The organism is Kitasatospora sp. NPDC008115, assembly GCF_042957205.1.
Taxonomy (GTDB): domain Bacteria; phylum Actinomycetota; class Actinomycetes; order Streptomycetales; family Streptomycetaceae; genus Kitasatospora.
In genome coordinates, this window is sequence record NZ_JBIBHU010000019.1 from 157,807 (window position 1) to 178,547 (window position 20,741).

Annotated in this window: 11 protein-coding genes; 6 read left to right on the top strand and 5 right to left on the bottom strand. The window is 74.3% G+C overall.

Annotated elements, in window-relative coordinates; translation table 11 throughout:
• Nucleotides 1–22 precede the first annotated feature (22 nt).
• From ACFZBX_RS23915 to ACFZBX_RS23925, 3 genes are all read right to left on the bottom strand, one after another.
• A complete protein-coding gene (locus ACFZBX_RS23915; RefSeq protein WP_391535826.1) occupies nt 23–415 on the bottom strand; it encodes a hypothetical protein in 393 nt (130 codons plus the stop codon).
• Between the two features lie 133 nt (nt 416–548).
• A complete protein-coding gene (locus tag ACFZBX_RS23920; RefSeq protein WP_391535827.1) occupies nt 549–914 on the bottom strand; it encodes a hypothetical protein in 366 nt (121 codons plus the stop codon).
• Nucleotides 915–1,104: 190 nt separating this feature from the next.
• Entirely contained in the window at nt 1,105–4,227 is a 3,123-nt protein-coding gene (locus ACFZBX_RS23925; protein WP_391535828.1) for a phosphocholine-specific phospholipase C, read from the bottom strand.
• 555 nt (nt 4,228–4,782) lie between these two features.
• Between ACFZBX_RS23925 and ACFZBX_RS23930 the strand changes: the two genes are divergently transcribed.
• The 3 genes from ACFZBX_RS23930 (at nt 4,783) to ACFZBX_RS23940 (ending at nt 16,995) form a co-directional block, all read left to right on the top strand.
• Complete coding sequence (locus ACFZBX_RS23930) at nt 4,783–8,019, top strand: amino acid adenylation domain-containing protein (RefSeq protein WP_391535829.1); 3,237 nt, start codon at nt 4,783–4,785, stop codon at nt 8,017–8,019.
• Between the two features lie 187 nt (nt 8,020–8,206).
• On the top strand, nt 8,207–13,816 hold the full coding sequence (locus ACFZBX_RS23935; RefSeq protein WP_391535830.1) for an amino acid adenylation domain-containing protein: 5,610 nt from the start codon (nt 8,207–8,209) through the stop codon (nt 13,814–13,816).
• Nucleotides 13,813–16,995, top strand: a complete 3,183-nt coding sequence (locus tag ACFZBX_RS23940; protein WP_391535831.1) for an amino acid adenylation domain-containing protein — start codon at nt 13,813–13,815, stop codon at nt 16,993–16,995. The genes ACFZBX_RS23935 and ACFZBX_RS23940 overlap by 4 nt, the downstream gene beginning before the upstream one ends.
• Here ACFZBX_RS23940 and ACFZBX_RS23945 read toward each other — a convergent pair.
• A complete protein-coding gene (locus tag ACFZBX_RS23945) occupies nt 16,992–17,600 on the bottom strand; it encodes an SRPBCC family protein (protein ID WP_391535832.1) in 609 nt (202 codons plus the stop codon). The genes ACFZBX_RS23940 and ACFZBX_RS23945 overlap by 4 nt on opposite strands.
• A gap of 92 nt (nt 17,601–17,692) precedes the next feature.
• On the opposite strand from ACFZBX_RS23945, the gene ACFZBX_RS23950 reads away from it, so the two are divergent.
• Nucleotides 17,693–18,340: a TetR/AcrR family transcriptional regulator gene (locus ACFZBX_RS23950; RefSeq protein ID WP_391535833.1), complete on the top strand. Its 648-nt coding sequence runs from the start codon at nt 17,693–17,695 to the stop codon at nt 18,338–18,340.
• Between the two features lies 1 nt (nt 18,341).
• Here ACFZBX_RS23950 and ACFZBX_RS23955 read toward each other — a convergent pair whose 3' ends face one another.
• Entirely contained in the window at nt 18,342–19,685 is a 1,344-nt protein-coding gene (locus tag ACFZBX_RS23955; protein WP_391535834.1) for a tetratricopeptide repeat protein, read from the bottom strand.
• A gap of 192 nt (nt 19,686–19,877) precedes the next feature.
• On the opposite strand from ACFZBX_RS23955, the gene ACFZBX_RS23960 reads away from it, so the two are divergent.
• Together ACFZBX_RS23960 and ACFZBX_RS23965 are read left to right on the top strand one after the other, a co-directional pair.
• The gene (locus ACFZBX_RS23960; protein ID WP_391535835.1) at nt 19,878–20,396 is read left to right on the top strand and encodes an ATP-binding protein; all 519 of its coding nucleotides are present in this window, start codon (nt 19,878–19,880) and stop codon (nt 20,394–20,396) included.
• Between the two features lie 120 nt (nt 20,397–20,516).
• A complete protein-coding gene (locus ACFZBX_RS23965; protein ID WP_391535836.1) occupies nt 20,517–20,645 on the top strand; it encodes an albusnodin family lasso peptide in 129 nt (42 codons plus the stop codon).
• The last annotated feature ends 96 nt before the right edge of the window (nt 20,646–20,741 follow it).

Below are 20,741 nucleotides of genomic sequence, written 5' to 3' on the forward strand. Positions count from 1 at the left end.
CCCGGATCATATCTCTCGATGGTCAAGAGACTTTGCGGGTGGAGAGATCTCGCCGCCGTGCCAGGAGCCCGGCCACCGAGAGCGCGCCCCAGCCGACCGAGACGGCGACCGCCATCACCCGGTGCCGCCGGGCCGGCAGGGCGGTGGCGAGCAGGGCGGCGTCGCCGAGGTCGGAGGCGATCCGGACGGCGGTGGCGGTGCGCAGCGCGGCGTCGCTCGGGGCGAGGGCCATGGCGAGGCCGCAGGCGGCGTCGCGCAGGGCGAGCGGGCGCAGGCAGGCGGCGACCGGGGCGGGCACCGATCCGTCCGGCGCGGTGAGGCCGGAGGGGCGGGCGAGCAGCGCGGGCCGGCGGGCGACGGCGAGTCCGTAGACGGCGGTGGCGGCGCCGGTGAGGCGCAGGAGGGGCTGGTGCACGGCGGTGGTCTCCCGGACGGGTGGCGGACGGGCTGTGCGACCAGTGTGCCGAGGCGGGGTGCGGGACGTGCCGACGGCCCACCGGCGCGGGGCCGGTGGGCCGTCGTCAGCTGCCCGCGGGGCGCCAGGGGCGTCAGGAGACGCGCTTGATCTGCCAGGCGTTGTTGTTGAGGCTCGGGACCGCCGAGTAGCGGCAGCTGCTGTTGTAGAAGGAGGAGAGCTGCACCCAGCCGGCCGGCTGGTAGGTCGACGAACAGACGGTGAGCGTGGTGCCGATCGGCAGGCCGGCGATGTCCTTGATCTGCTTCTTGTTGGGGCTGAAGGTCGACGAGCAGCTGAGGTCGTTCCACCACTGGACGTCGACCCAGCCGGTGGGGGTGAGCTGGCTGCTGCAGACGTTCTGGGTGTCGCCGGGGGCGGCGTGCGCGGTGGTCGCGGCCAGGGTCAGCGCGGCGGCGGCGCAGCCGACGGCCAGGGTGGCGGCACGAAGACGGGACACGGGGCGGCTCCTCTCCACGGCGCGGGCGGTCCGCGCCGGCCACCCATTCCTACCGGTGGGAACACGGACACGGACAGTGACTTTCCAGCCCGGTGTGCCGGCGCACACGTCGCGTTCGCGACTTGACAGTGCGCCGGCACACTTGTGTCCGGCATATGCCGCAGCGGGCGGCGCCCGCCGCGGCGGGTCGTCAGCCGGTGATCGGCTCGACGCCCAGGCGGATGTGGTCGACGGCCCAGAACCAGTTGTTCCCGGCGTCGTACATCCGGAACTTGAGCGTCACGCTGCGCGCGCCCGCCGGGACGGCGAACCGCTTGGCGACGAAGGCGTTCTGGACGTCCTTGCCGGCGTTGTCGTTGCCGGTGGTGTCGGAGCTGTAGAACACCAGGCGGGTCTCGGTGCCGTTGTCGAAGACCGCGGTGACCGCGGCCTTCTGCGGGGCCTCCTGCCGGTAGTGCGAGTCGAAGCCCAGGTGCAGGGCGGTGGCGCCGGCCGGGACGGGCACGGCGGGCGAGACCAGGGTCGAGTCGAAGACGCCCTTCTTGGACGGCGAGCCGGTGTCGTCCCAGTCGTCCGGGTCGGCGACGGCCACGACGCCCAGGCCCCGGGTGAAGTTGCCGCGGTCCTGGCCGGCCGGGCTGGACCACTCGCGCTTGGTGTGGAAGGTCCAGCCCTGGAGCCGGGTGGTGCCCTGCGGCATGCCCGGCGCGTTGACCACCGACCAGCCCTGCGGCGCCTGCGCCGTCCAGCCGAGCACCCCGCCGACCGGCTGGAGCGCGCCGGCCAGCGACTCGAAGTCCTCGCCGAGCAGGTGGCCGGCCATCACCGGGGCAGTGCGGGCGACGAGTTCGCCGTCGGCGACGGCGAAGCGGTCACCGGCCTGCGCCCGGGCGGTGACCAGGACGCGGTGGGTGGCCCCCTCGGGCAGCCGGGCGGGCGGGGTGACGTCCCACTCGGCGGCGGCGGTGGCGCCGGCGGCGAGCGAGGCGGGCGGCACGGTGACGGCGGCGACCGTCCAGCCGGCCGGGACGACCGGCTGCGCCTCCAGCGCGCTCAGCGCGGTGGCGGCGGTGAAACGCGCGGTGACCCGGGCCGGGCGGCCGGGCAGCAGGATCGCCTCGTCGATGGTGGTCGAGGCGGCCTTGAGCGCGACGTCCACGGCCAGCGGGTCGGCCAGGCCCATCGCCGGGTCGGTCAGCAGGTGCTCGCCGTCCCAGGGGAAGCGGCCGGCGATCCGGCGGCGGAAGCCCAGCTCGCCGCGCACGCCCACGGCGACGTCGTACCAACCCTCCGGGCCGACCTTGACGTTGACGGTCTTGTCGTCGCCGGCCGCGACCCGTACCTCGCGCAGGCCGTCGCCGTAGGCGAGGTCGCCGACCAGGAAGGTCTGGGCGGTGCGCGAGCGGTTGATCACGTCCACCTCCAGCACCTTGCCGTTCCTCTCCTCGGAGAGCGAGATCTCGTAGGGCGCGTCGACGGTGCCGCGCAGGTGCCAGAGCGCGCCGTTGGGACCGTGTACCCGCAGGTCGTAACCGTCGGGGCCGACCGTCCAGACGTCGGAGATCCGGGACTTGGCGCCGACCGTGTAGTGGCGCGGCGCGGTGCCGGGCTCGGGGTAGACGGCGAGGACGGCACCCTGCTTGCCCTGGTTGATGAAGTCGACGGTCAGCTGGTCGCCCTTGAGGCGCGGCTTGACGATCAGGTTGTACGGGGCCGGGCGGGCGGCCCGGGTGCCGCGCTGCTGCTGCGGGAAGACCTGCGGGTTGGGCACGGTGGGCGCGGGCAGCTTGCCGGTGTCGACGACCTTCTGCCGGTTGCCGCTGGTGTCCGGCAGTTCGGGCCAGCGCGGGTCGCGGCCGGAGAAGTCGAAGACGTTGGTGAGGTCGCCGCAGACCGAGCGGCGCCAGGGGCTGATGTTGGGTTCCTGGACGCCGAACCGCTGCTCCAGGAAGCGCAGCACCGAGGTGTGGTCGTAGACGGTGGAGTCGACGACGCCGCCGCGGGTCCACGGCGAGACGACGATCATCGGCACCCGCACGCCCAGGCCCATCGGGTAGGGGCCCGAGACGACGGTCTCGCCCGCGGGCAGGGTGTCGGACCAGGTCAGCGAGCCGTCGGCGGCCTTGACCCGGTACTTGCCGTCCTGGCTCACCACGCGGTGGTAGGTGGAGCCGCCCTTGCCCACCCGGACCACCACCTCGCCGTCGACCGGCACGGTGGACTTGCCGCGCCCGGTGGCCAGCGGCGGGACGGGCGGCAGGTTGTGGTCGAAGAAGCCGCCGTGCTCGTCGTAGTTGAGGATGAAGACGGTCTTCTGCCACACCTCGGGCTTGGCCGCGAGGGCCGCCAGCAGCCGGGCGGTGAGGTGCTCGCCGTTCGGCGGCGCGTAGTTGGCGTGCTCGGAGAGCGCGGCGGGGGCGACGATCCAGGAGACCTGCGGGAGGGTGTCGGCCCGGACGTCGGCGGCGAAGGCCTCGACCAGGGCGTCGCCCATCGCGAAGGGGTCGTTCTTCTTGGCCGGGTCGCCGACGGCGTGCATGCCGCGGTCGTAGAGCGGCTCACCGGGCTTGGCCTTGACGAAGGGGGCGAACCAGGCGAGCGCGTTGTCGTCGTAGTTGTCCAGCGCCTGGTAGGTCTTCCAGCTGACGCCGGCCTTCTCCAGGCGCTCGGCGTAGGTCGTCCACTCGTAGCCGCCGGGGATCTCGGTGTTGTCGGTGACCGGGGTGTCCCGGACGGTGCCGCCGCTGGTGCCCGTCATCAGGTGGTCGCGGTTGGTGTTGGTGTTGCACTGCACCGAGGCGTAGTAGGCGTCACAGGCGGTGAACACCGAGGCGAGCGCGTGGTAGAAGGGCATGTCGGCGCTCTCGTAGTAGCCCTGGCCGAGCCAGCCGCTGGAGCGGCGGGTGACCGAGCCGTCGGCGAGGCCGTCGTTCCAGGCCTTCATCGAGTCGACGAAGCCGAACGCGGGGGCGCCCTGCTGGTAGGCGCTGGTGTGGGCGGCGTTCATCGCGAAGGGCAGCAGGTAGCCCTCCTTGCGGCTCGGGTCGGGCTGGTGGAAGACCGAGCGGCCGTTGACGCCGCGCACCGCCGCGCGGTCGCCGAAGCCGCGGACGCCCGCCAGGGTGCCGAAGTAGTGGTCGAAGGCGCGGTTCTCCTGCATGAACACCACGACGTGCTGGATGTCCGCCAGCCGGCCGGGGCGGGCCGGCGCGGCGAGCGCCTCGCGCACGCTGAGCGGGAGGGCGGACAGCACGGCGGCCGCCGCCGCGCCGCCGAGCAGGGTGCGGCGCGACAGTTCGGGCTTCGGACTCATCGGGGGTGGCTCCTTGTACACAGCGGGGGTGGTCGGACGCTTTGGTCCAGACCCGTTATGTGTACGGGCCCCAGGTGGACGGGAACGGGGGGTTCGATGGCGCGCCGATGACGGACAGTGAACCCCGAGCTGTACAGACAACTTGACCCGGTTCCGCACCCACTGCCCGGACCGCCCGCCGCACCCTTGACAGAGGCCCCTCAAGGCACTCCAGGCACCCGGTCACGGAAGGTAGTTGACGAACCGTCGGCAGGCTCCGGCCAGGTCGTGGACAACCCTTGACGAGGCATGTGGTCTGTGGAAATCTCACGGCAGGTCCAGGCCAATGATCTTCGAACGGGGGCGAGGATCGGATCGTCCGACGCATCAGGGGGGATACCTGGGAGTCGGGTCCGGCCGTGCCTCGGCGTCCTGCCGACCGGTCCGCGGGGCGGGCCGGCCACCCTTCGGCAGCCGCGCCGTCCGACCGCGCGCCGTGCCGCGTCCGCGCCGCCACGGCCACCGCTCGGACGGGTGCCCCGCAGCTCCGTCTCCGACTCCCGAATCGAGCACAGCATGTCCGAGTCCCCCAACCGGCCCGACCCTGCCTCAACCGCCGGGGAACCCGCGAGAGCGACGGACGCCACCGGGCCCGCCTCCCCCTCCCAGCACGGGATCTGGCTGACCAGCAGACTCACCCACGTCCCTGAGGTCTTCCACCTCGCGCTGCGCCTCGCCTTCGACCGGATCGACACCGAGGCCCTGGCCCGCGCCGTCGCCGCGACCGCCGCCCGGCACCCCGCGCTCGGGGCGGCCCTGGTGGAGCGGGACGGCGTGGTCCACCAGGTCCCCGCCGGGCGGGCGCCCGGACTCACCGTACTCGACACGGCCGCCGACAGCGCCGAGTCGCTCGCCAAGCGGCTCGCGGAGGAACTCGCCCTCCCCTTCGACCTGGCCGCCGGGCCGCTCGCCCGGTTCACCCTGCACCAGCGGCCGGACGGGAGCGCCGAACTGCTGGTGGTGGCCCACCACGCGGTGTTCGACGGCACCTCCAAGGACGTGCTCGTCGCCGACCTGGCCGCCGGGTACGCCGCCGCGCTCGCGGGCGAGGATGAGGATGCGGCCGGAGCCGTGACCACCGCACCCACGACCACCGGGGCCGTGACCGCCGAAGCCCCGCGGCCCGTCGACCCCGCGCTCCCGCCTGCGCTCGCCGAGGCGGCCGCCGCGTTCCACGGCCCGCGCTGGGCCGCCGCCACCGACCCGGTGCTGCCCGGCGGCGCGCGGGCCACCACCGCCGCCGGCCCCGGCGAGGCCGTCACCTGGCGGCTGGACGGCGCCGGCCGCGCCGCCCTCGACGCCGCCGCCCGGCAGGCCGGGGTCACCGTCTTCGAGTTCCTGCTCGCCGCCCTGCACGGCCTGCTGCACCGCTACGGCGGTGAGGCCGTCCCGGTCGCCGTCCCGTTCTCGATCCGCCGCCCCGGGCAGCGCGGCGTGATCGGCCCGTTCGTCAACGAGCTGCCGGTGTACGCCCCGGCCGGCGCCGGCGCGGACGACCCGTTCGCACACTACGCCCGGGCCGTGCGCGCCGAGGTCCGGTCGGTGTCGGAGCACCGCACGGTCCCGTTCGGCACCGCCGTACCCGGCCTCACCCCCCGGGCCGGGCTCGCCCCGGTCTCCTTCGGCTACCGCCGCCGCACCACCGCCGACCCGGTCTTCCCCGGTAGCGCCACCCGGGTCGACTGGACGGTCTTCCACCACGCGGCCCGCAACACCCTGCACCTCCAGGCCGTCGCCGACCCGGAGGCGGTCGAGTTCTCCCTCCAGTACGACCCAACCGTCCTCGCCCCGGCCGCCGCCCGACGGATCGCCGGCCACTTCGCCACCCTGCTCGCCGCCGCCACGGACGACCCCGGCAAGGTACTCGGCGACCTGCCGCTGCTCGACGCGGCCGAGCAGCGGCTCGTCACCATCGAGTGGAACGCCACCGAGCGCGCGTACCCGAGCGGGCGGACCGTGCTCGACCTGGTCCGGGAGCGGGCCGCCGCCGCTCCGGACGCGCCCGCCGTGGTGGCCGGCGAGCAGCGGCTGACCTACCGCGAACTGCTGGACCGCGCCGAGCGGCTGGCCGGCGCGCTCACCGCGGCCGGCATCGGCCGGGACGACCTGGTCGGCCTGCACCTGGCCCGCACCGCCGACCTGCCGGCCGCGCTGCTCGCCGTGCACGCCGTCGGCGCCGGCTACCTGCCGCTGGACCCCGGCTACCCGGCCGAGCGGCTGGCCTTCGTGCTCGCCGACTCCGGCGCCGCCCTGCTGCTGGCCGACCGCGAGCCGGCGCCCGAGGTGGCCGCCGCCGCCCCGGCGGTGCTCCGCCTCCCGGCGGCCGGCGACGCTGTGGCCACACCGGCCGGCACCGAGGACGCGGCGACCGACACCGCGGACGCGGCGGCCGGTGCCGCCCCGGGCCGGCTCGCCTACGTGCTCTACACCTCCGGCTCCACCGGCCGCCCCAAGGGCGTGGAGATCGGCCACCGGGCACTGGTCAACCTGCTCGCGGCCTTCGCCGAGCGGCTGGACTCCGGCCCGGGACACGTCTGGCTCGGCCTCACCTCGCTCTCCTTCGACATCTCCGCCCTCGAACTGCTGCTGCCGCTGACCACCGGCGGCCGGCTGGTGCTGACCCCCGACGGCCTGGCGGTGGACGGGCCGGGGCTGCGCGCCCTGGTCGAGCGCGAGGGCGTCACCCACGTCCAGGCCACCCCCTCGGGCTGGCGCGTCCTGCTCGGCGCCGGGCCGCTGCCCGCCGGGCTGACCAGCCTGGTCGGCGGCGAGGCACTGCCCCTGCCGCTGGCCCGGCAACTGCGGGCCGGCACCCGGCGGCTGCTCAACGTCTACGGGCCGACCGAGACCACCATCTGGTCCACCTGCGCCGAGATCCCCGAGGCGCCGGAGGCCGTCCGGATCGGCAGGCCGATCGCCAACACCCGCGCCCGCGTGCTGGACCCCCGGCGCCGGCCGCTGCCGATCGGGGTACCGGGCGAGCTCCACCTGGGCGGCGACGGGCTCGCCGAGGGCTACCTGGGGCGGCCCGGGCTGACCGCCGAGCGCTTCGTCGACGACCCGTTCGGCACCCCCGGCGACCGCCTCTACCGCACCGGCGACCTGGTCGCCTGGAGCCCGGAGGGCGAACTGGAGTTCCTCGGCCGGCTCGACGACCAGGTCAAGATCCGCGGCCACCGGATCGAGCTGGGCGAGATCGAGTCCGCGCTGCTCACCCACCCGGACGTCGCCGAGGCCGCCGCCGCGGTGCACCGGGAGGAGGACGACGCGGAGCCGTTCGTCGCCGGGTACCTCGTCCCGGCCGCCGGGAGCACCGCGCCCGCGCCCGCCGAGCTGCGCGCCTTCCTCCAGCGCTCGCTGCCCGGCGCCGCCGTCCCGCAGCGCTTCCTGGTGCTCGACCGGCTGCCGCTGACGCCCAACGGCAAGCTGGACCGGCGCGCGCTGCCCGTCCCGCCGGTCCCGGTCGAGACGGCGTCCGCCACCGCGCCGGACGGCGGACAGGGCGGCGGACAGGAGCAGGAGCAGGAGCACGACGAGGTGCTCGGCGCCGTCCTCGCCGTCTGGTCCGAGGTCCTGCGACTGCCCGACCTCGGCCCCGAGGAGGACCTCTTCGAGCTCGGCGGGCACTCCCTGACGATCATCCAGATCACCGCCAGGATCCGCGACCTGCTCGGCGTGGAGCTGGACTTCGACGTCTTCTTCGCCACCCCGACCCCGCTCGGCATCGCCGCGGCCGTCCGCGAACTGCGCTGACCCACGGGCGGCGCGGCCATCCCCGCGCCGCCCCTGTCCCCCGCACCGCGCCCTTCCCCGCACCGAGTCCCTCCCCGCACCGCGCCTCCCTCCGCCTCCCTCCCCCTGCGGCGGCCCCGGCCTCGCGGCGACCCCGCCCGACGGCCCGAGCCCCACCGCCCCGACGTGCGCCGAAATGGAACACCCGATGACCGACCTCCAGGACCCCGCCGCCGGGTTGTCCGCGACCAAGCGCGCCCTGCTCGCCCAACGGCTGCGCGCCGCCGCGGCCGGCCCCGCGGACGCCACCGCCCCGGCCCCCGCGAACACCGTCCCCGTCCGGCCCGCCGACGCCGGGGTGCCGCTCTCCAGCGGCCAGGAACGGCTCTGGTTCATGGACCAGTTCGCCCCCGGCTCCACCGCCTGGACCCTCGCCCCGGCCCGCCGGCTGCGCGGCCCGCTCGACCGAACCGCGCTGGACGCCGCCCTCACCGACCTGCTCGCCCGGCACGAGGCGCTGCGGATGTCCTTCCCCGCCACCCCCGAGGGCACCGCGCAGCTCCTGATCGCCGAACCCGCCCCGTGCGCTGCCGAGTTCGTCGACGCCGCCGACGACCCCGACCCGGCCGCCCGCGCGGCCCGGGAACTCGGCGAGCGGGTGGCGCAGCCGTTCGACCTGGCCGCCGGCCCGCTGCTGCGCGCCCTGCTGGTGCGCACCGCCCCGGACGAGCACGTGCTCGCCCTGGTCATGCACCACATCGTCAGCGACGGCTGGTCGCTCGACCTCCTGAACCGCGAACTCGACGCGCTCTACGCCCGGCACGCCCACGGCACCCCGGACCAACTCCCGGATCTCCCCGTGCAGTTCGGTGACTACGCGCACTGGCAGCGGGAGCGCCTGGCCGGCGAGGCGCTGGCCGCCTCCCGTGCGCACTGGCGCGAGGAGCTGCGCGACGTCCCCGCGCTGGAGCTGCCCACCGACCGGCCCCGGCCGCCGGTGCTCACCTTCGAGGGGGCCGCCACCGAGTTCCACTGGAGCCCCGAACTCGGCCGCGGCGTCGCCGCCCTGGCGCGCTCCGCGAACGCCTCCGGCTACATGGTGCTGATGGCCGCGCTGCAGACCCTGCTCGGCCGGCACGCCGGACAGCGGGACTTCGCGATCGGATCCGCCGTCGCCGGCCGCCTCCACCGCGAACTGGAGGGCGTGGTCGGCCTGTTCGTCAACATGCTGCCGATCCGGGCCCGGCTGGAGGGCGACCCCGCCTTCACCGAACTGCTCCGCCGGGTGCGCGGCACCACGCTCGACGCCTACACCCACCAGGAGGTGCCGTTCGAGCAGATGGTGGCCGACCTGGACATCGAGCGCGACGTCAGCCGCTCCGCCGTCTTCCAGGTCAGCTTCGCCTTCCAGAACTACGGCGACCGCAGCGCCGCCACCGCCCCCGACTCCCCCGGCGCGCCCTCCGCCGAGAGCTTCGGGCACGAGGCCGCCACCACCCGCACCGACCTCGCCTTCTACCTGCGGGAGAAGTCCGACGGCGGCCTGTACGGGCTGGTCACCTACCGCACCGACCTCTTCGACGCCGCCACCGTACGGCGGTTGACCGAGCGCTTCGAGCTGCTGGTCGCGGCGGCGGTCGCCGACCCGCAGCGGCCGCTCTCCCGGCTGCCGCTGGCCACCCCCGGCGAGCGGCACGACGTCCTGGAGCGGTGGGCGGCCGGGCCCGCGCTGCCCGACCCCGCCGACGGCCCGCAGACCCTCACCGCCCTGCTCGCCGACACCGCACGCGCCCACCCGGACCGCCCGGCCCTGGAGTTCGAGGGCCGCACCCTCGACTACCGGGAGCTGGACGAGCGCGCCAACGGCCTCGCCCGCCGGCTGCGGGCACTCGGCGTCGGGCCGGACGACCGCGTCGCGGTCTGCCTGGAGCAGTCGGCCGAACTCGCCGTCGCCCTGGTCGGCGTGCTGAAGGCGGGCGGCGCCTACCTGCCGCTGGACCCCGAACAGCCGCCCGCCCGCCTCGCCCACCTGGTCGCCGACGCCGGGGTGCGGGTGCTGCTCACCGACACGGCGCTGCACGAGCGCTTCCCCGGCTACGAGGGCGCCGCGCTGCTGCTGGACACCGACCCCGCGCCGCGCGACCCCGAGCCGCTGGAGGAGGCCTCCGGCCCGGAGCAGCTGGCCTACGTGATCTACACCTCCGGCTCCACCGGCGCCCCCAAGGGCGTCGCCGTCCAGCACCGGCAGATCCTCAACTACCTGGCCGGGGTGCGGGAGCGGTTGCGGATCGAACCGGGCGCCGGCTACGGGCTGCTGCAGTCGCTCTCGTTCGACTTCAGCATCACCATGCTCTACCTCGCGCTGAGCACCGGCGGCCGGGTCCACCTGCTGCCACGCCGCATCGCGGGCGCCGAACTCGCCGAGCGCATCGAGGCGTTGCGGCTCGACTACCTCAAGATGACGCCCTCCCACCTGGCCGCGCTCGGCGCCGACGCCCCGATGGAGCGGCTGCTGCCGCGCCGGGCGCTGGTGCTCGGCGGCGAGGCCTCCGCCTGGCCGTGGGCCGCCGAACTCGCCGCCCTCGGCCGGTGCGCGGTCTTCAACCACTACGGTCCGACCGAGGCCACCGTCGGCGTCACCGTCCACGAGGTCACCGCCGAGGCCGCGGGCCCGGGCAGCACCCCGATCGGCACCCCGCTCGCCGGCGCCCGCTGCCACGTCCTCGACGAGGCGATGCAGCCGGTGCCGCCGGGCGTCACCGGCGAGCTGTACCTGGGCGGCGACCGGCTGGCCCGCGGCTACCTGGGCCGCCCCGACCTGACCGCCGAGCGCTTCGTCGACGACCCGTTCGGCGCCCCCGGCGACCGCCTCTACCGCACCGGCGACCTGGCCCGCTGGCGCGCCGACGGCACGCTCGACTACCTGGGCCGGGCCGACGACCAGATCAAGGTGCGCGGCTACCGGGTCGAGCCCGGCGAGGTCGAGGCCGCCCTCACCGCGCTGCCCGGCATCACCCAGGCCGTCGTCCTGGCCCGCGGCGAGGGGCTGCGGCAGATGCTGGTCGGCTACCTGGAGCACCCGGGCGAGGGGCCCGCCCCGGCCGCCGCCGAACTGCGCGAGGCCCTCGCCGAGGTCCTGCCCGACTACATGGTCCCGGCCCGCTTCGTGGTGCTGGAGCGCCTGCCGCTGCTGGCCCACGGCAAGGTCGACCGGCGCAACCTGCCCGAGCCCGAGGAGCCCGCCGCCAGCGGCGAGTTCGTCGAACCGGAGGGCGAGGCCGAGGAGTTCGTGGCCGCCCTCTGGGCCGAACTGCTGGGCGTACCCAGGGTCGGCGCCCTGGACGACTTCTTCGAACTCGGCGGGCACTCCCTGCTGGCCACCCAGGTGGTCGCCAGGGTGCGCCGCGCCTACCCCGAACTCCCCACCCCCGTCGGGGTGATGGACCTCTTCAAGCACCCCACCGTGCGCCGGCTGGCCGCCCTGGTCAGCGACCCGCACGCCGACCGCGGCCCGCGCAGCCTGCTGCACCTGCTCACCCCACCCGGCCGCAAGGCCGCCGCGAGCCTGGTCTGCGCACCCTACGGCGGCGGCAGCGCGCTCATCTACAAGCCGCTCGCCGACGCCCTGCCCGCCGACTGGGCCCTGCACTCGCTCGCCGTCCCCGGCCACGAACTGGGCGAGGAGGCGATGGACGTCGACGAGGTCGCGGCCGGCTGCGCCCAGGAGATCCTGGACAACGTCGAGGGCCGGATCGTCCTGTACGGCCACTGCGGCGTCGGCGTCCGGCTGGCCGTCGAGATCGCCCGGCGGGTCGAGGCGGCCGGGCGCGAGATCGACGCCGTCCACCTCGGCGGCATCTTCCCGTTCGCCCGCCCGCGCGGGCGCGGCGCCGCCGTCGGCGAGTGGTGGGCCCGCACCGCCGACCGGCTGCGCAGCGACCAGGGCATGATCAACGCGCTGGCGGCGGCGGGCCTGGACACCGACGAGGTCGGCACCGAGCAGCTGCGCCTGATGGTGGCCAACCGGCGGACCGGCACCCGGGAGGCCGAGCAGTACTTCACCCGGCTGTTCGAGAGCGAGGACGGCCGGATCAACGCCCCGGTCTACGCGGTCTGCGGCGACCGGGACCCGGCCACCGAGTTCTACGAGGAGCGGTACCGCGAGTGGCACCGGCTCAGCGACACCACCGGCGTGGTGGTGCTCGACGAGGCGGGCCACTTCTACCTCAAGTACCGGGCCGCCGAGCTCGCCGAGATCATCACCACCGTGCACCGCTCGGTGGCGGACGGCGCGGAGGAGCGGCACCGACGCACCGAGGGCGCCACCTGGTGGCTGGCCGGGATGTCCCGGGACGCCGCGCAGGCCCCCGCCGCGTCCACGGCGTCGGGCCCGGTGCGACCGACCATGCGCCGCTTCCTCGGTGTCGCCGCCGGCCAGCAGATCTCGATGATCGGCTCGGCGCTCACCGAGTTCGCCCTGCCGGTCTGGATCTACCTCACCACCGGCTCACTCGCCCAGTTCGGCCTGCTGGCCGCCTGCGGCCTGGTCCCCGGCATCCTCACCGCGCCGCTCGCGGGCGCCCTGGTGGACCGCGGCGACCGGCGCCGGATCATGCTGTACGGCGATGTCGCGGCCGGCCTCACCCAGGCGGTGATGCTGCTGCTCTACCTCACCGACTCGTTGCAGGTCTGGCACGCCTATGTGCTGATAGCACTGCTGTCGACGGCGCTCACCTTCCAGCGGCTGGCGTGGAACTCGGCGGTGCCCCAGCTGGTCCCGAAACGTTTCCTCGGCCGCGCCAACGGCGTCGTCCAGATGGCCTTCGGCCTCGCCCAGTTCCTGGTCCCGCTGTTCGCCGTCGGCCTGCTGTCGGCGCTCGGCCTCGGCGGCATCCTCGTGATGGACGTCGCCAGCTACGTGGTCGCCACCGGCATCACCCTGGCCGTGCGCTTCCCCGACGTGATGGCCGCCCGGCGGCGCGAGAGCGTCACCGCCGAGATCCGGGCCGGCTTCCGGCGGGCGCTCGGCAGCCGGCACTTCCGGGCGATGCTGCTGTTCTTCGCCGTGCTCAACATCTTCCTGTCCCCGCTGTTCCTGCTCACCACCCCGCTGGTGCTCTCCTTCGCCCCGCTCGCGGCCGCCGGCTGGGTCTCGGTCGCGGCCGGCCTCGGCGCCGTGCTCGGCGGGCTGACCCTGCTGGTCTGGGGCGGGCCGCGCCGGCTGCGGCTGCGCGGCGTACTGCTCGCCACCCTCGGCCTGGCCGCCGCCTGCCTGGTGACCGGCCTGCGCCCGAGCATCTGGCCGGTGGCGCTCGGCGCCTTCGGCATGGCGTACGGGCTGGGGCTGGTCAACGGCGTGTACGCGACGATCGTGCAGACCAAGGTGCCGCTGCGCTTCCACGGCCGGGTGATCGCCGTCAACACCATGGTGGCCTGGTCCACCCTGCCGATCGGTTTCGCCGTCGTCGCACCGCTCGGGCCGCGCCTGGTCCAGCCGTGGATCGACGAGGACGGCGCGCTGGCCGGCACCGTCGGCCGACTGATCGGCACCGGCGACGGGCGCGGCATCGGCCTGCTCTACCTGCTGTTCGGCCTCGCCATGGCGCTGCTGGTCGCCGTCTGCCTGGCCGTCCCCGCGCTGCGCCACTTCGACCGCGACGTCCCCGACGCCGAGCCCGACGACCTGGTGGGCCTGACCACCCTCGCGGCCCGCACCGCTTCCGCTCCCACGTCCGAGACCCTTCCCTCCGCAACCGCCGAACCCGCCGAACCCGCCGCAACCACGCGCCGTACCGGAACCGAGGCCGCCGCCCGATGACCACCACCGACCGGACCGCCGCCGACCGGACCGCAACCGACGGCACCGCCGAGGCCGTCCACCCGCTCACCGAGGAACAGCGCCGGCTCTGGTTCCTCCAGCAGCTCCACCCCGCCGACGCAGGCTTCAACATGTACCTGTGCCGCCGGTGGAGCGGCCCGCTGGACGTCACCGCGCTGCGCACCGCGCTGGAGCGGCTGACGACCCGGCACGAGCCGCTGCGCACCCGCTTCACCCTGGACGGCGAGGCGCCCGTCCAGCTGGTCGAGCCGCCCGCGCCCGTCCCGCTCGACCTGGTCGCGCTCGCCCCCGGCGCCGGCGAACAGGACTTCACCGAGGCCTGCCGCCCCGCCGTCAACGCGCCGTTCGACCTCGCCGGGCGCCCGCCGCTGCGCGCCGTCCTGGTCTCCGCCGGGCCGGACGAGCACGCGTTCGCCCTGGTGGTGCACCACATCGTCTCGGACGGCTGGTCGTTCAAGGTCCTGTGGCGCGAGCTGCTCGCGCTCTACCGGGAGGCGCTCGGCGAGGCGCCGGCCGACCTCGCGCCGCTCGCCCTGCGCTACGGCGACGTCGCGCGCGCCGAGCAGGAACGCGCGGCGGCCGGCGGCGCCGAGCAGGCGTTCCGCTACTGGGCGGAGAAGCTGGCCGGCACCGGCCGGCTGCGGCTGCCGCTGGACCACCCCCGCCCTGCCGAGCCCCGGCACCCGGCGGGCTTCGCCAACGTCGCGCTGGACCCGGAGCTGACGGCGGCCCTGGACGCCATGGCCCGGCGCGAGCGCTGCACCCCGTTCATGGTGCTGCTGGCCGCCTACCAGTGCGTGCTGGCCCGCTGGACCGGCAGCACCGACTTCGTGGTCGGCACCCCGCTCGCGGGCCGCACCGAGGCCGCCCACGAGGCGCTGGTCGGCTACTTCGCCCGCACCGGGGTGCTGCGCGCCGACCTCACCGGCGAGCCCGGCTTCCGCACCGTGCTGCACCGGGTCCGTACCGCCACCCTGGGCGCGCTCAGCCACCAGGACGTCCCGCTGGAGCGGCTCGCCGCCCACCTGGACCTGCCCGCCGAGGCCGGCGCCGCGCCGCTCTACCAGGCGGTGTTCGTGCACCAGAGCCAGTACGACCTGGCCGGCGAGGACGGCGGCGCCCCGCTGCCCGCCGGGGTCCGCACGGCCTCCATGGACTCCGGCTTCGAACGCGCCAAGACCGATCTGCTGCTGGACAGCTGGCGCACCCCGGACGGCGGTCTGACGCTCTCCTTCTGCTTCGACCGGGAGGTGTTCGACCCGGCGACGGTGGCCGCGCTCGGCACCCGCTGCCGCGCGCTGCTGGCCGCCGCCGTCGAGGACGCCACCGCGCCGCTGCACGGGGACTGGCTGATCGGGGCGCAGGAGCGCGCCGAACTGCTCGCCCTCGGCGCGGGCCCGGTGGCCCCGTCCGGTGTCCGCCCCGTGCTCGCCCGGTTCGCCGAACGGGCCGCCGCCGCCCCGGACGCCCCGGCGCTGGAGTGCGACGGCCGCACCCTCTCCTACGCCGAACTCGACCGCCGCTCCACCGAGCTGGCCGAGCGGCTCGGCCCGGTCGCCGGGCAGCTGGTCGCCGTCCGGCTGGCCCCCTCCTTCGAGCTGGTCACGGCCCTGCTGGCGATCTGGAAGGCCGGCGCCGGCTACCTGCCGCTCGACCCGGCCCACCCGGAGGAGCGCCGGCGGCTGATGGTCCGCGAGTCCGGCGCCGTCCTGCTGCTCACGGACGAGGACGGCGAGGGCCTGCGCATCCTGCCCGGCGGCGACCCCGCCCCTGATCACGACCGCGCCGGCCTCGCCTACGTCCTCTACACCTCCGGCTCCACCGGCACCCCCAAGGCCGTCGCCGTCGATCACACCGCGCTCGCCGCCCGCGTCGACTGGATGGCGGGCCTTGACGGCTACCGCCTCACGCCCGGGGACCGGATCGTCCAGTTCGCCTCGATCGGCTTCGACACCCACGCCGAGGAGCTGTGGCCCGCCCTCGCCACGGGTGCGTGCGTCGTGCTGCTCCCCGGCGGCGGCCGGACCCTGCCCGAGCTGCTGCGCGGCCCGCACGGCCGGTCCGTCACCGTGCTCGACCTGCCGACCGCCTACTGGGAGGAACTGGTCGCGCACGACGACCGCACCCCGTGGCCGGCCGCCCTGCGGCTGGTGGTGCTCGGCGGCTCCGAGGCCCGCGCCGACGCCGTCGCCTGCTGGCGGGAGCGGCACGGCGACAGCGTCCGGCTGGTCAACACCTACGGCCCGACCGAGGCCACCGTCATCGTCACCGCCGCCGACCTCGGCGCCCCCGACGCCGGGCGCCGCCCGCCGCTCGGCCGCCCGCTGCCGGGCGTGCGGCTGTACGTGCTCGACGAGCGCGGCGCCCTGCTGCCGCGCGGCTCGGAGGGCGAACTGTACATCGGCGGCGCCGGACTCGCCCGCGGCTACCTCGGCCGCTCAGACCTGACGGCCGCCTCCTTCGTCGAGGACCCGTTCGCGGACGGGCCTTCCGCCCGGATGTACCGCACCGGCGACCGCGCCCGCTGGCGCACCGACGGGACCCTCGACTACCTGGGCCGCGCCGACGAGCAGATCAAGCTGCGCGGCTACCGGATCGAACCGGCCGAGATCGAGGCCGCCCTGACCGGCCGTCCGGACGTGCTGCGCGCCGCCACCGTCGTGCTCGGCGGCCGGCGCCTGGTCGCCTACGCCGTCCCGGCCCCCGGCGCCGCACCGGACCAGGCCGACCTGCGTGAGCACCTCGCCGCCCGGCTGCCCGCCTACCTGGTCCCCGACACCGTCGTCCTGCTCGACGCCCTGCCCCTGACCCTCAACGGCAAGCTCGACACCGCCGCCCTGCCCGAACCGGCCCCGGCCGCCACCAGCCGGTACGTGGCCCCGCGCACCGACGCCGAACAGCTGGTCACCCAGCTCTGGCAGGAGGTGCTGGGCGTACCCCGGGTCGGCGCCCTCGACGACTTCTTCGAACTCGGCGGGGACTCGCTGCTGGTCACCCGGGTGGTCGCCCGGATCCGCGCGGGCGTCGGCCTGGACGTACCGATCCGCGACGCCTTCGAGCTCTCCACGGCGGCCGCCCTCGCGGCGCGCGTCGAGGAACTCCTCATCGCCGAGATCGAGGCGCTGAGCGAGGACGAGGCCGCCGACCGGCTGGCCTAACGGCCGGGGGGCGCAGGCATCCCGGCGGGTGCCTGCGCCCCGGCGGCGGCCTTCAGATCGGCCAGCCACCCCTCCAGGCCGGCCTGGAGGATCGCGGTCGCCATCGGCACGTTCGCGTCGACCTGCGGGCCGGTGTGGGTCTCCTCAGTACTCACCTTCACCCCGCCCTTGACCCTGCTGAAGTTCCAGACGTGCACCCCGTCGATGTGCACCCCCTCCCCGTCCGCCGGACCGGTCCAACGGATGCAGGAGCCCTGCTTCACCTGCCGGACGGTCGACGTGATGTCCAGGCTCGTGGCCGGAATCCCGGTCCCGGGCGGCACCGGCGTCGTCCAGTGGAACGCCGAACCGACGCGGAAGCGGCCGTGGTCCAGCCGCTCCGCACTCGTCACCGGCCCCTGCCAGGACGGCCAGCGGTCCACCTCTGTCTGGAGCTTCCAGATCACGTCCAGCGGCGCGTCGATCACGGCCTCCGTCCGGTACCGGACCTGCGCGGCGGCATCGACGCCCGCGCCCCGGCAGGTGAGCCCCTCGGCCGGCTGCGCGGCGGAACCGCCCAGCAATCCGGTGACCAGCGGAATCGCAGCGACCCAGGCACCCAACATGACATTCCCTTTCCTAGTGCCCATCACTTCCGTTAGAAGTTCTAACTCCTCACTGTTCCAACAGTCAATAGCTTCCGTGATAGGTTCTAACCATGGCGAAGAGCGACCCCACCACCCCCCGCGAGCGCTACCGCACCCAGGTCCGCGCCGAGGTCATGGAACGCGCCTGGGAACAGATCGCCACCGCCGGCGCCTCCGCCCTCTCCCTCAACGCGATCGCCAAGCAGATGGGCATGAGCGGCCCCGCCCTCTACCGCTACTTCGCCAACCGCGACGAGCTGATCACCGAACTCGTCCGCGAGGCCTACCGCAGCCTCGCCGACACCCTCGCCACGGCCGCCGCCGACGGCGCCGACCTGGCCGCCCTCGCCCGCGCCCTGCGCACCTGGGCCCTCGCCGACCCCCAGCGCTACCTGCTGGTCTACGGCACCCCCGTCCCCGGCTACCAGGCCCCCGAGGACACCACCGCCATCTCCCAGGGGATCGCCGCCACCCTCCTCCACGCCTGCACCGCCGCCCTCCCCCCGAACGCCCCCGCCACCCCTCTCAGCACCCACCTCGCCACCCACCGCACCTGGGCCGCCACCCACCCCGCCCCACCCGAGGCCCTGGCCCTCTTCCTCACCGTCTGGACCCGCCTCCACGGCGTCCTGTCCCTCGAACTCGCCGGCCACTTCACCGGCATGCGCTTCGACCCCGAGTCCCTCTTCGACGCCGAACTCGCCGCCCTGCTCCCCTGACTCAGCCCACTCGCCCTGCCCCCATCGGCCGGGTCCGCTCCAGCAGTTCACGCACCCGCACGTTTCGGCCGTGCGGCCTGGTCGCAGCGATCATCGCCCTGAACCGGTCATCCGCCCGCCCCGACTGCACCTGCGGGTAGTCATCCAGGGCCAAGTGCCAATTCTGAACAGCCTCCTCCAGCCGCCCGACCTCAAGCTGCCACTCGGCGAGCATCGCCCGGTGCCGAACCCTGGCCCTCCGATATACGGCCGGCCTGACCCTCTCCGAGCGTTGCAGAGCCCTGATCGCGCCCGCCCGGTCGCCGAGTTCGTAGCTCACCTGGGCCACGTGATAGGCGAGCGACGCGGGGTCATAGGAGCCGTGAGCCTTGGCCCTGGACTCAGCCCGCTCCATGGCGACTTCGGCCGCACGCAGCATCCCCAGAGCGCCGGCACGATCCCCGGTCTGCGCAAGGGCATGGGCCTGCTGCCCCGCCAGGAAGGCACGCATCCTCGGCCCTGCCTGCGGTGACGCGATCGACGCGGCCTCCGCGAGTCGCACCGCCTGTGAACCGTGACCGAGTTCGACGGCCTGCACGCTCATTCCCCGCAGCGTGATGCAGTAGGTCAGATGATCACCCGCAGCGAGCGCAAGCTCCAGCGCCTTGGTGTAGTAGCTCTGTCCGAGCGTATCCAGACGTTCGTCCACGGCCATGTACCCCGTCAGATAGAGGTGATCGGCCGCCGCGGAGAGCATCGCCCTCCGCACTTCCTCCGGGGCGGTGGCGCGCAGGTACGGGACGATGTTGTTGACCATGAACGCAGCCGCCATCGGCCGCGCGGTCCGCCCGCCGAACTGGTCGTCGATCTCACTGATCCGCTCCGTCATCGCGATGACGGACTCCACCTCACCCATCCCGATCCTGCTGTGCGGATCGGTCCTCAGCCTCTCGAAGCGCCCCATCACATCCGGCCAGCCCGGAATCGTCATCGCGACCGAGTAGAGGCCCGCTCCGAGCACACCCCTGCGCGATGGATCCATGTCGGCACTCCCGAGATCAATCAGCCCTCTCACCACGTCTACGGATTTCTCCTGCTCATCGGGCCGATCCACGAAACCAGCATCGAAGGCCGTAACCACTCGCCCAAGACGCCGACCCAAAACCTCCAGGACCGCGTTCCGGTACTTCGCCATGGGACGCGTTCCGGAAAGCCAGTGGGACACCGCCGACTCGTCGTACCTGAGCTTGAATCCGCCCTCCGTACCAGCCCGATTGACCGCACGCGCGAACTCGCCGTTGCTGTTCCACCGGCACTCCGTGAGCAAGTTTGCCAGTTTCAGGTTCGCCGTCCGCCCGCTCACCATCGACCTCGCCTCCAGGCTCGGGTTTCAAGGGTTTCAACCAACGAGGGCCCATCCACCGCGCTCACCAGCGGTGCATGCCTGTTGACTGTACGTCATGCCCGCCAGGGCGGTCCGACTCTTGGCGCATCTGGCTGCCGCCACCGTCTGACCCGGCTCGCACCTCTTGCCCGAAGCACCGAAGGGTTCCCCACCATGCCCACCCACAGCTCATCGGTCGCCGTAGCTCGCACCCCCATCGCCGTTCCTCGAACGAGACGATGGATCCAGGCTCAAGTGGCCGACTGGCGCGTCCACCTCGACGACTGCGCCAGGGACGCCATTTCGGTGATCACCTCGGAGCTCGTGGCCAATGCGGTCCAACACGGCACCGGGACGACTCTCACAGTCGGCCTCCACATCCACCCGGTCCGGAAGCGGCTTCTGATCGAAGTTCACGACGGATCGACCGTTCTTCCGGTGGCTCGTTCCGCCACGCGGAACGAGGAGTCCGGCCGAGGCATGTTCCTGGTCCAGCGACTCGCCCTCAACCACGGCGTCGAACGGACCGGCCACGGCAAGAAGGTCTGGGCCGAGTTGGAGATCCCGGTCCAACCGTTGACTCGACGCCAGGTCCTGACCCATCCCCATCGCACGCTCCGCGCCGTCGCCCGCCGGCTCTCCCGCCGCCGTGGCGCTCGGATACGTCCGGTGCCGGGCGACACCTCGCGCTGAGCCCCACAGCTTCCTGCCCCGAGCGCCGGGGCAGGAACGACCCCCGTCACGGGAGGTCGAACCCGGGCCGCTACAAGGCGAGCCCGGTAAGGCATACCTCATCTCTCAAGGAGGCATCCCATGATCGAGCAGCAGAACGCGGAGCCGAAGGACGACGACCTCGTGGTCGAGATCGGCGACCTCACCATCCTCACCGAAGGCCAGGGCAAGGGCAGCAGCGAGGACAAGCGGCGCGCCTACAACTGCTGACGTCCAGTGGTGGGGGGGCCCCCCCCCCCGGGCCCCCCCCCCACCCCCCCCCCCCCGCGGGGGCCAATATAACCGGGGGGGTGTGGGAAAGGAAAA

Bases quoted from the DNA above. Each gene is read 5' to 3' on its own strand.
- ACFZBX_RS23925 (WP_391535828.1), bottom strand. From the start codon at position 4,227: ATGAGTCCGAAGCCCGAACTGTCGCGCCGCACCCTGCTCGGCGGCGCG.
- ACFZBX_RS23930 (WP_391535829.1), top strand. From the start codon at position 4,783: ATGTCCGAGTCCCCCAACCGGCCCGACCCTGCCTCAACCGCCGGGGAA.
- ACFZBX_RS23935 (WP_391535830.1), top strand. From the start codon at position 8,207: ATGACCGACCTCCAGGACCCCGCCGCCGGGTTGTCCGCGACCAAGCGC.
- ACFZBX_RS23940 (WP_391535831.1), top strand. From the start codon at position 13,813: ATGACCACCACCGACCGGACCGCCGCCGACCGGACCGCAACCGACGGC.
- ACFZBX_RS23945 (WP_391535832.1), bottom strand. From the start codon at position 17,600: ATGTTGGGTGCCTGGGTCGCTGCGATTCCGCTGGTCACCGGATTGCTG.
- ACFZBX_RS23950 (WP_391535833.1), top strand. From the start codon at position 17,693: ATGGCGAAGAGCGACCCCACCACCCCCCGCGAGCGCTACCGCACCCAG.
- ACFZBX_RS23955 (WP_391535834.1), bottom strand. From the start codon at position 19,685: ATGGTGAGCGGGCGGACGGCGAACCTGAAACTGGCAAACTTGCTCACG.
- ACFZBX_RS23960 (WP_391535835.1), top strand. From the start codon at position 19,878: ATGCCCACCCACAGCTCATCGGTCGCCGTAGCTCGCACCCCCATCGCC.
- ACFZBX_RS23965 (WP_391535836.1), top strand. From the start codon at position 20,517: ATGATCGAGCAGCAGAACGCGGAGCCGAAGGACGACGACCTCGTGGTC.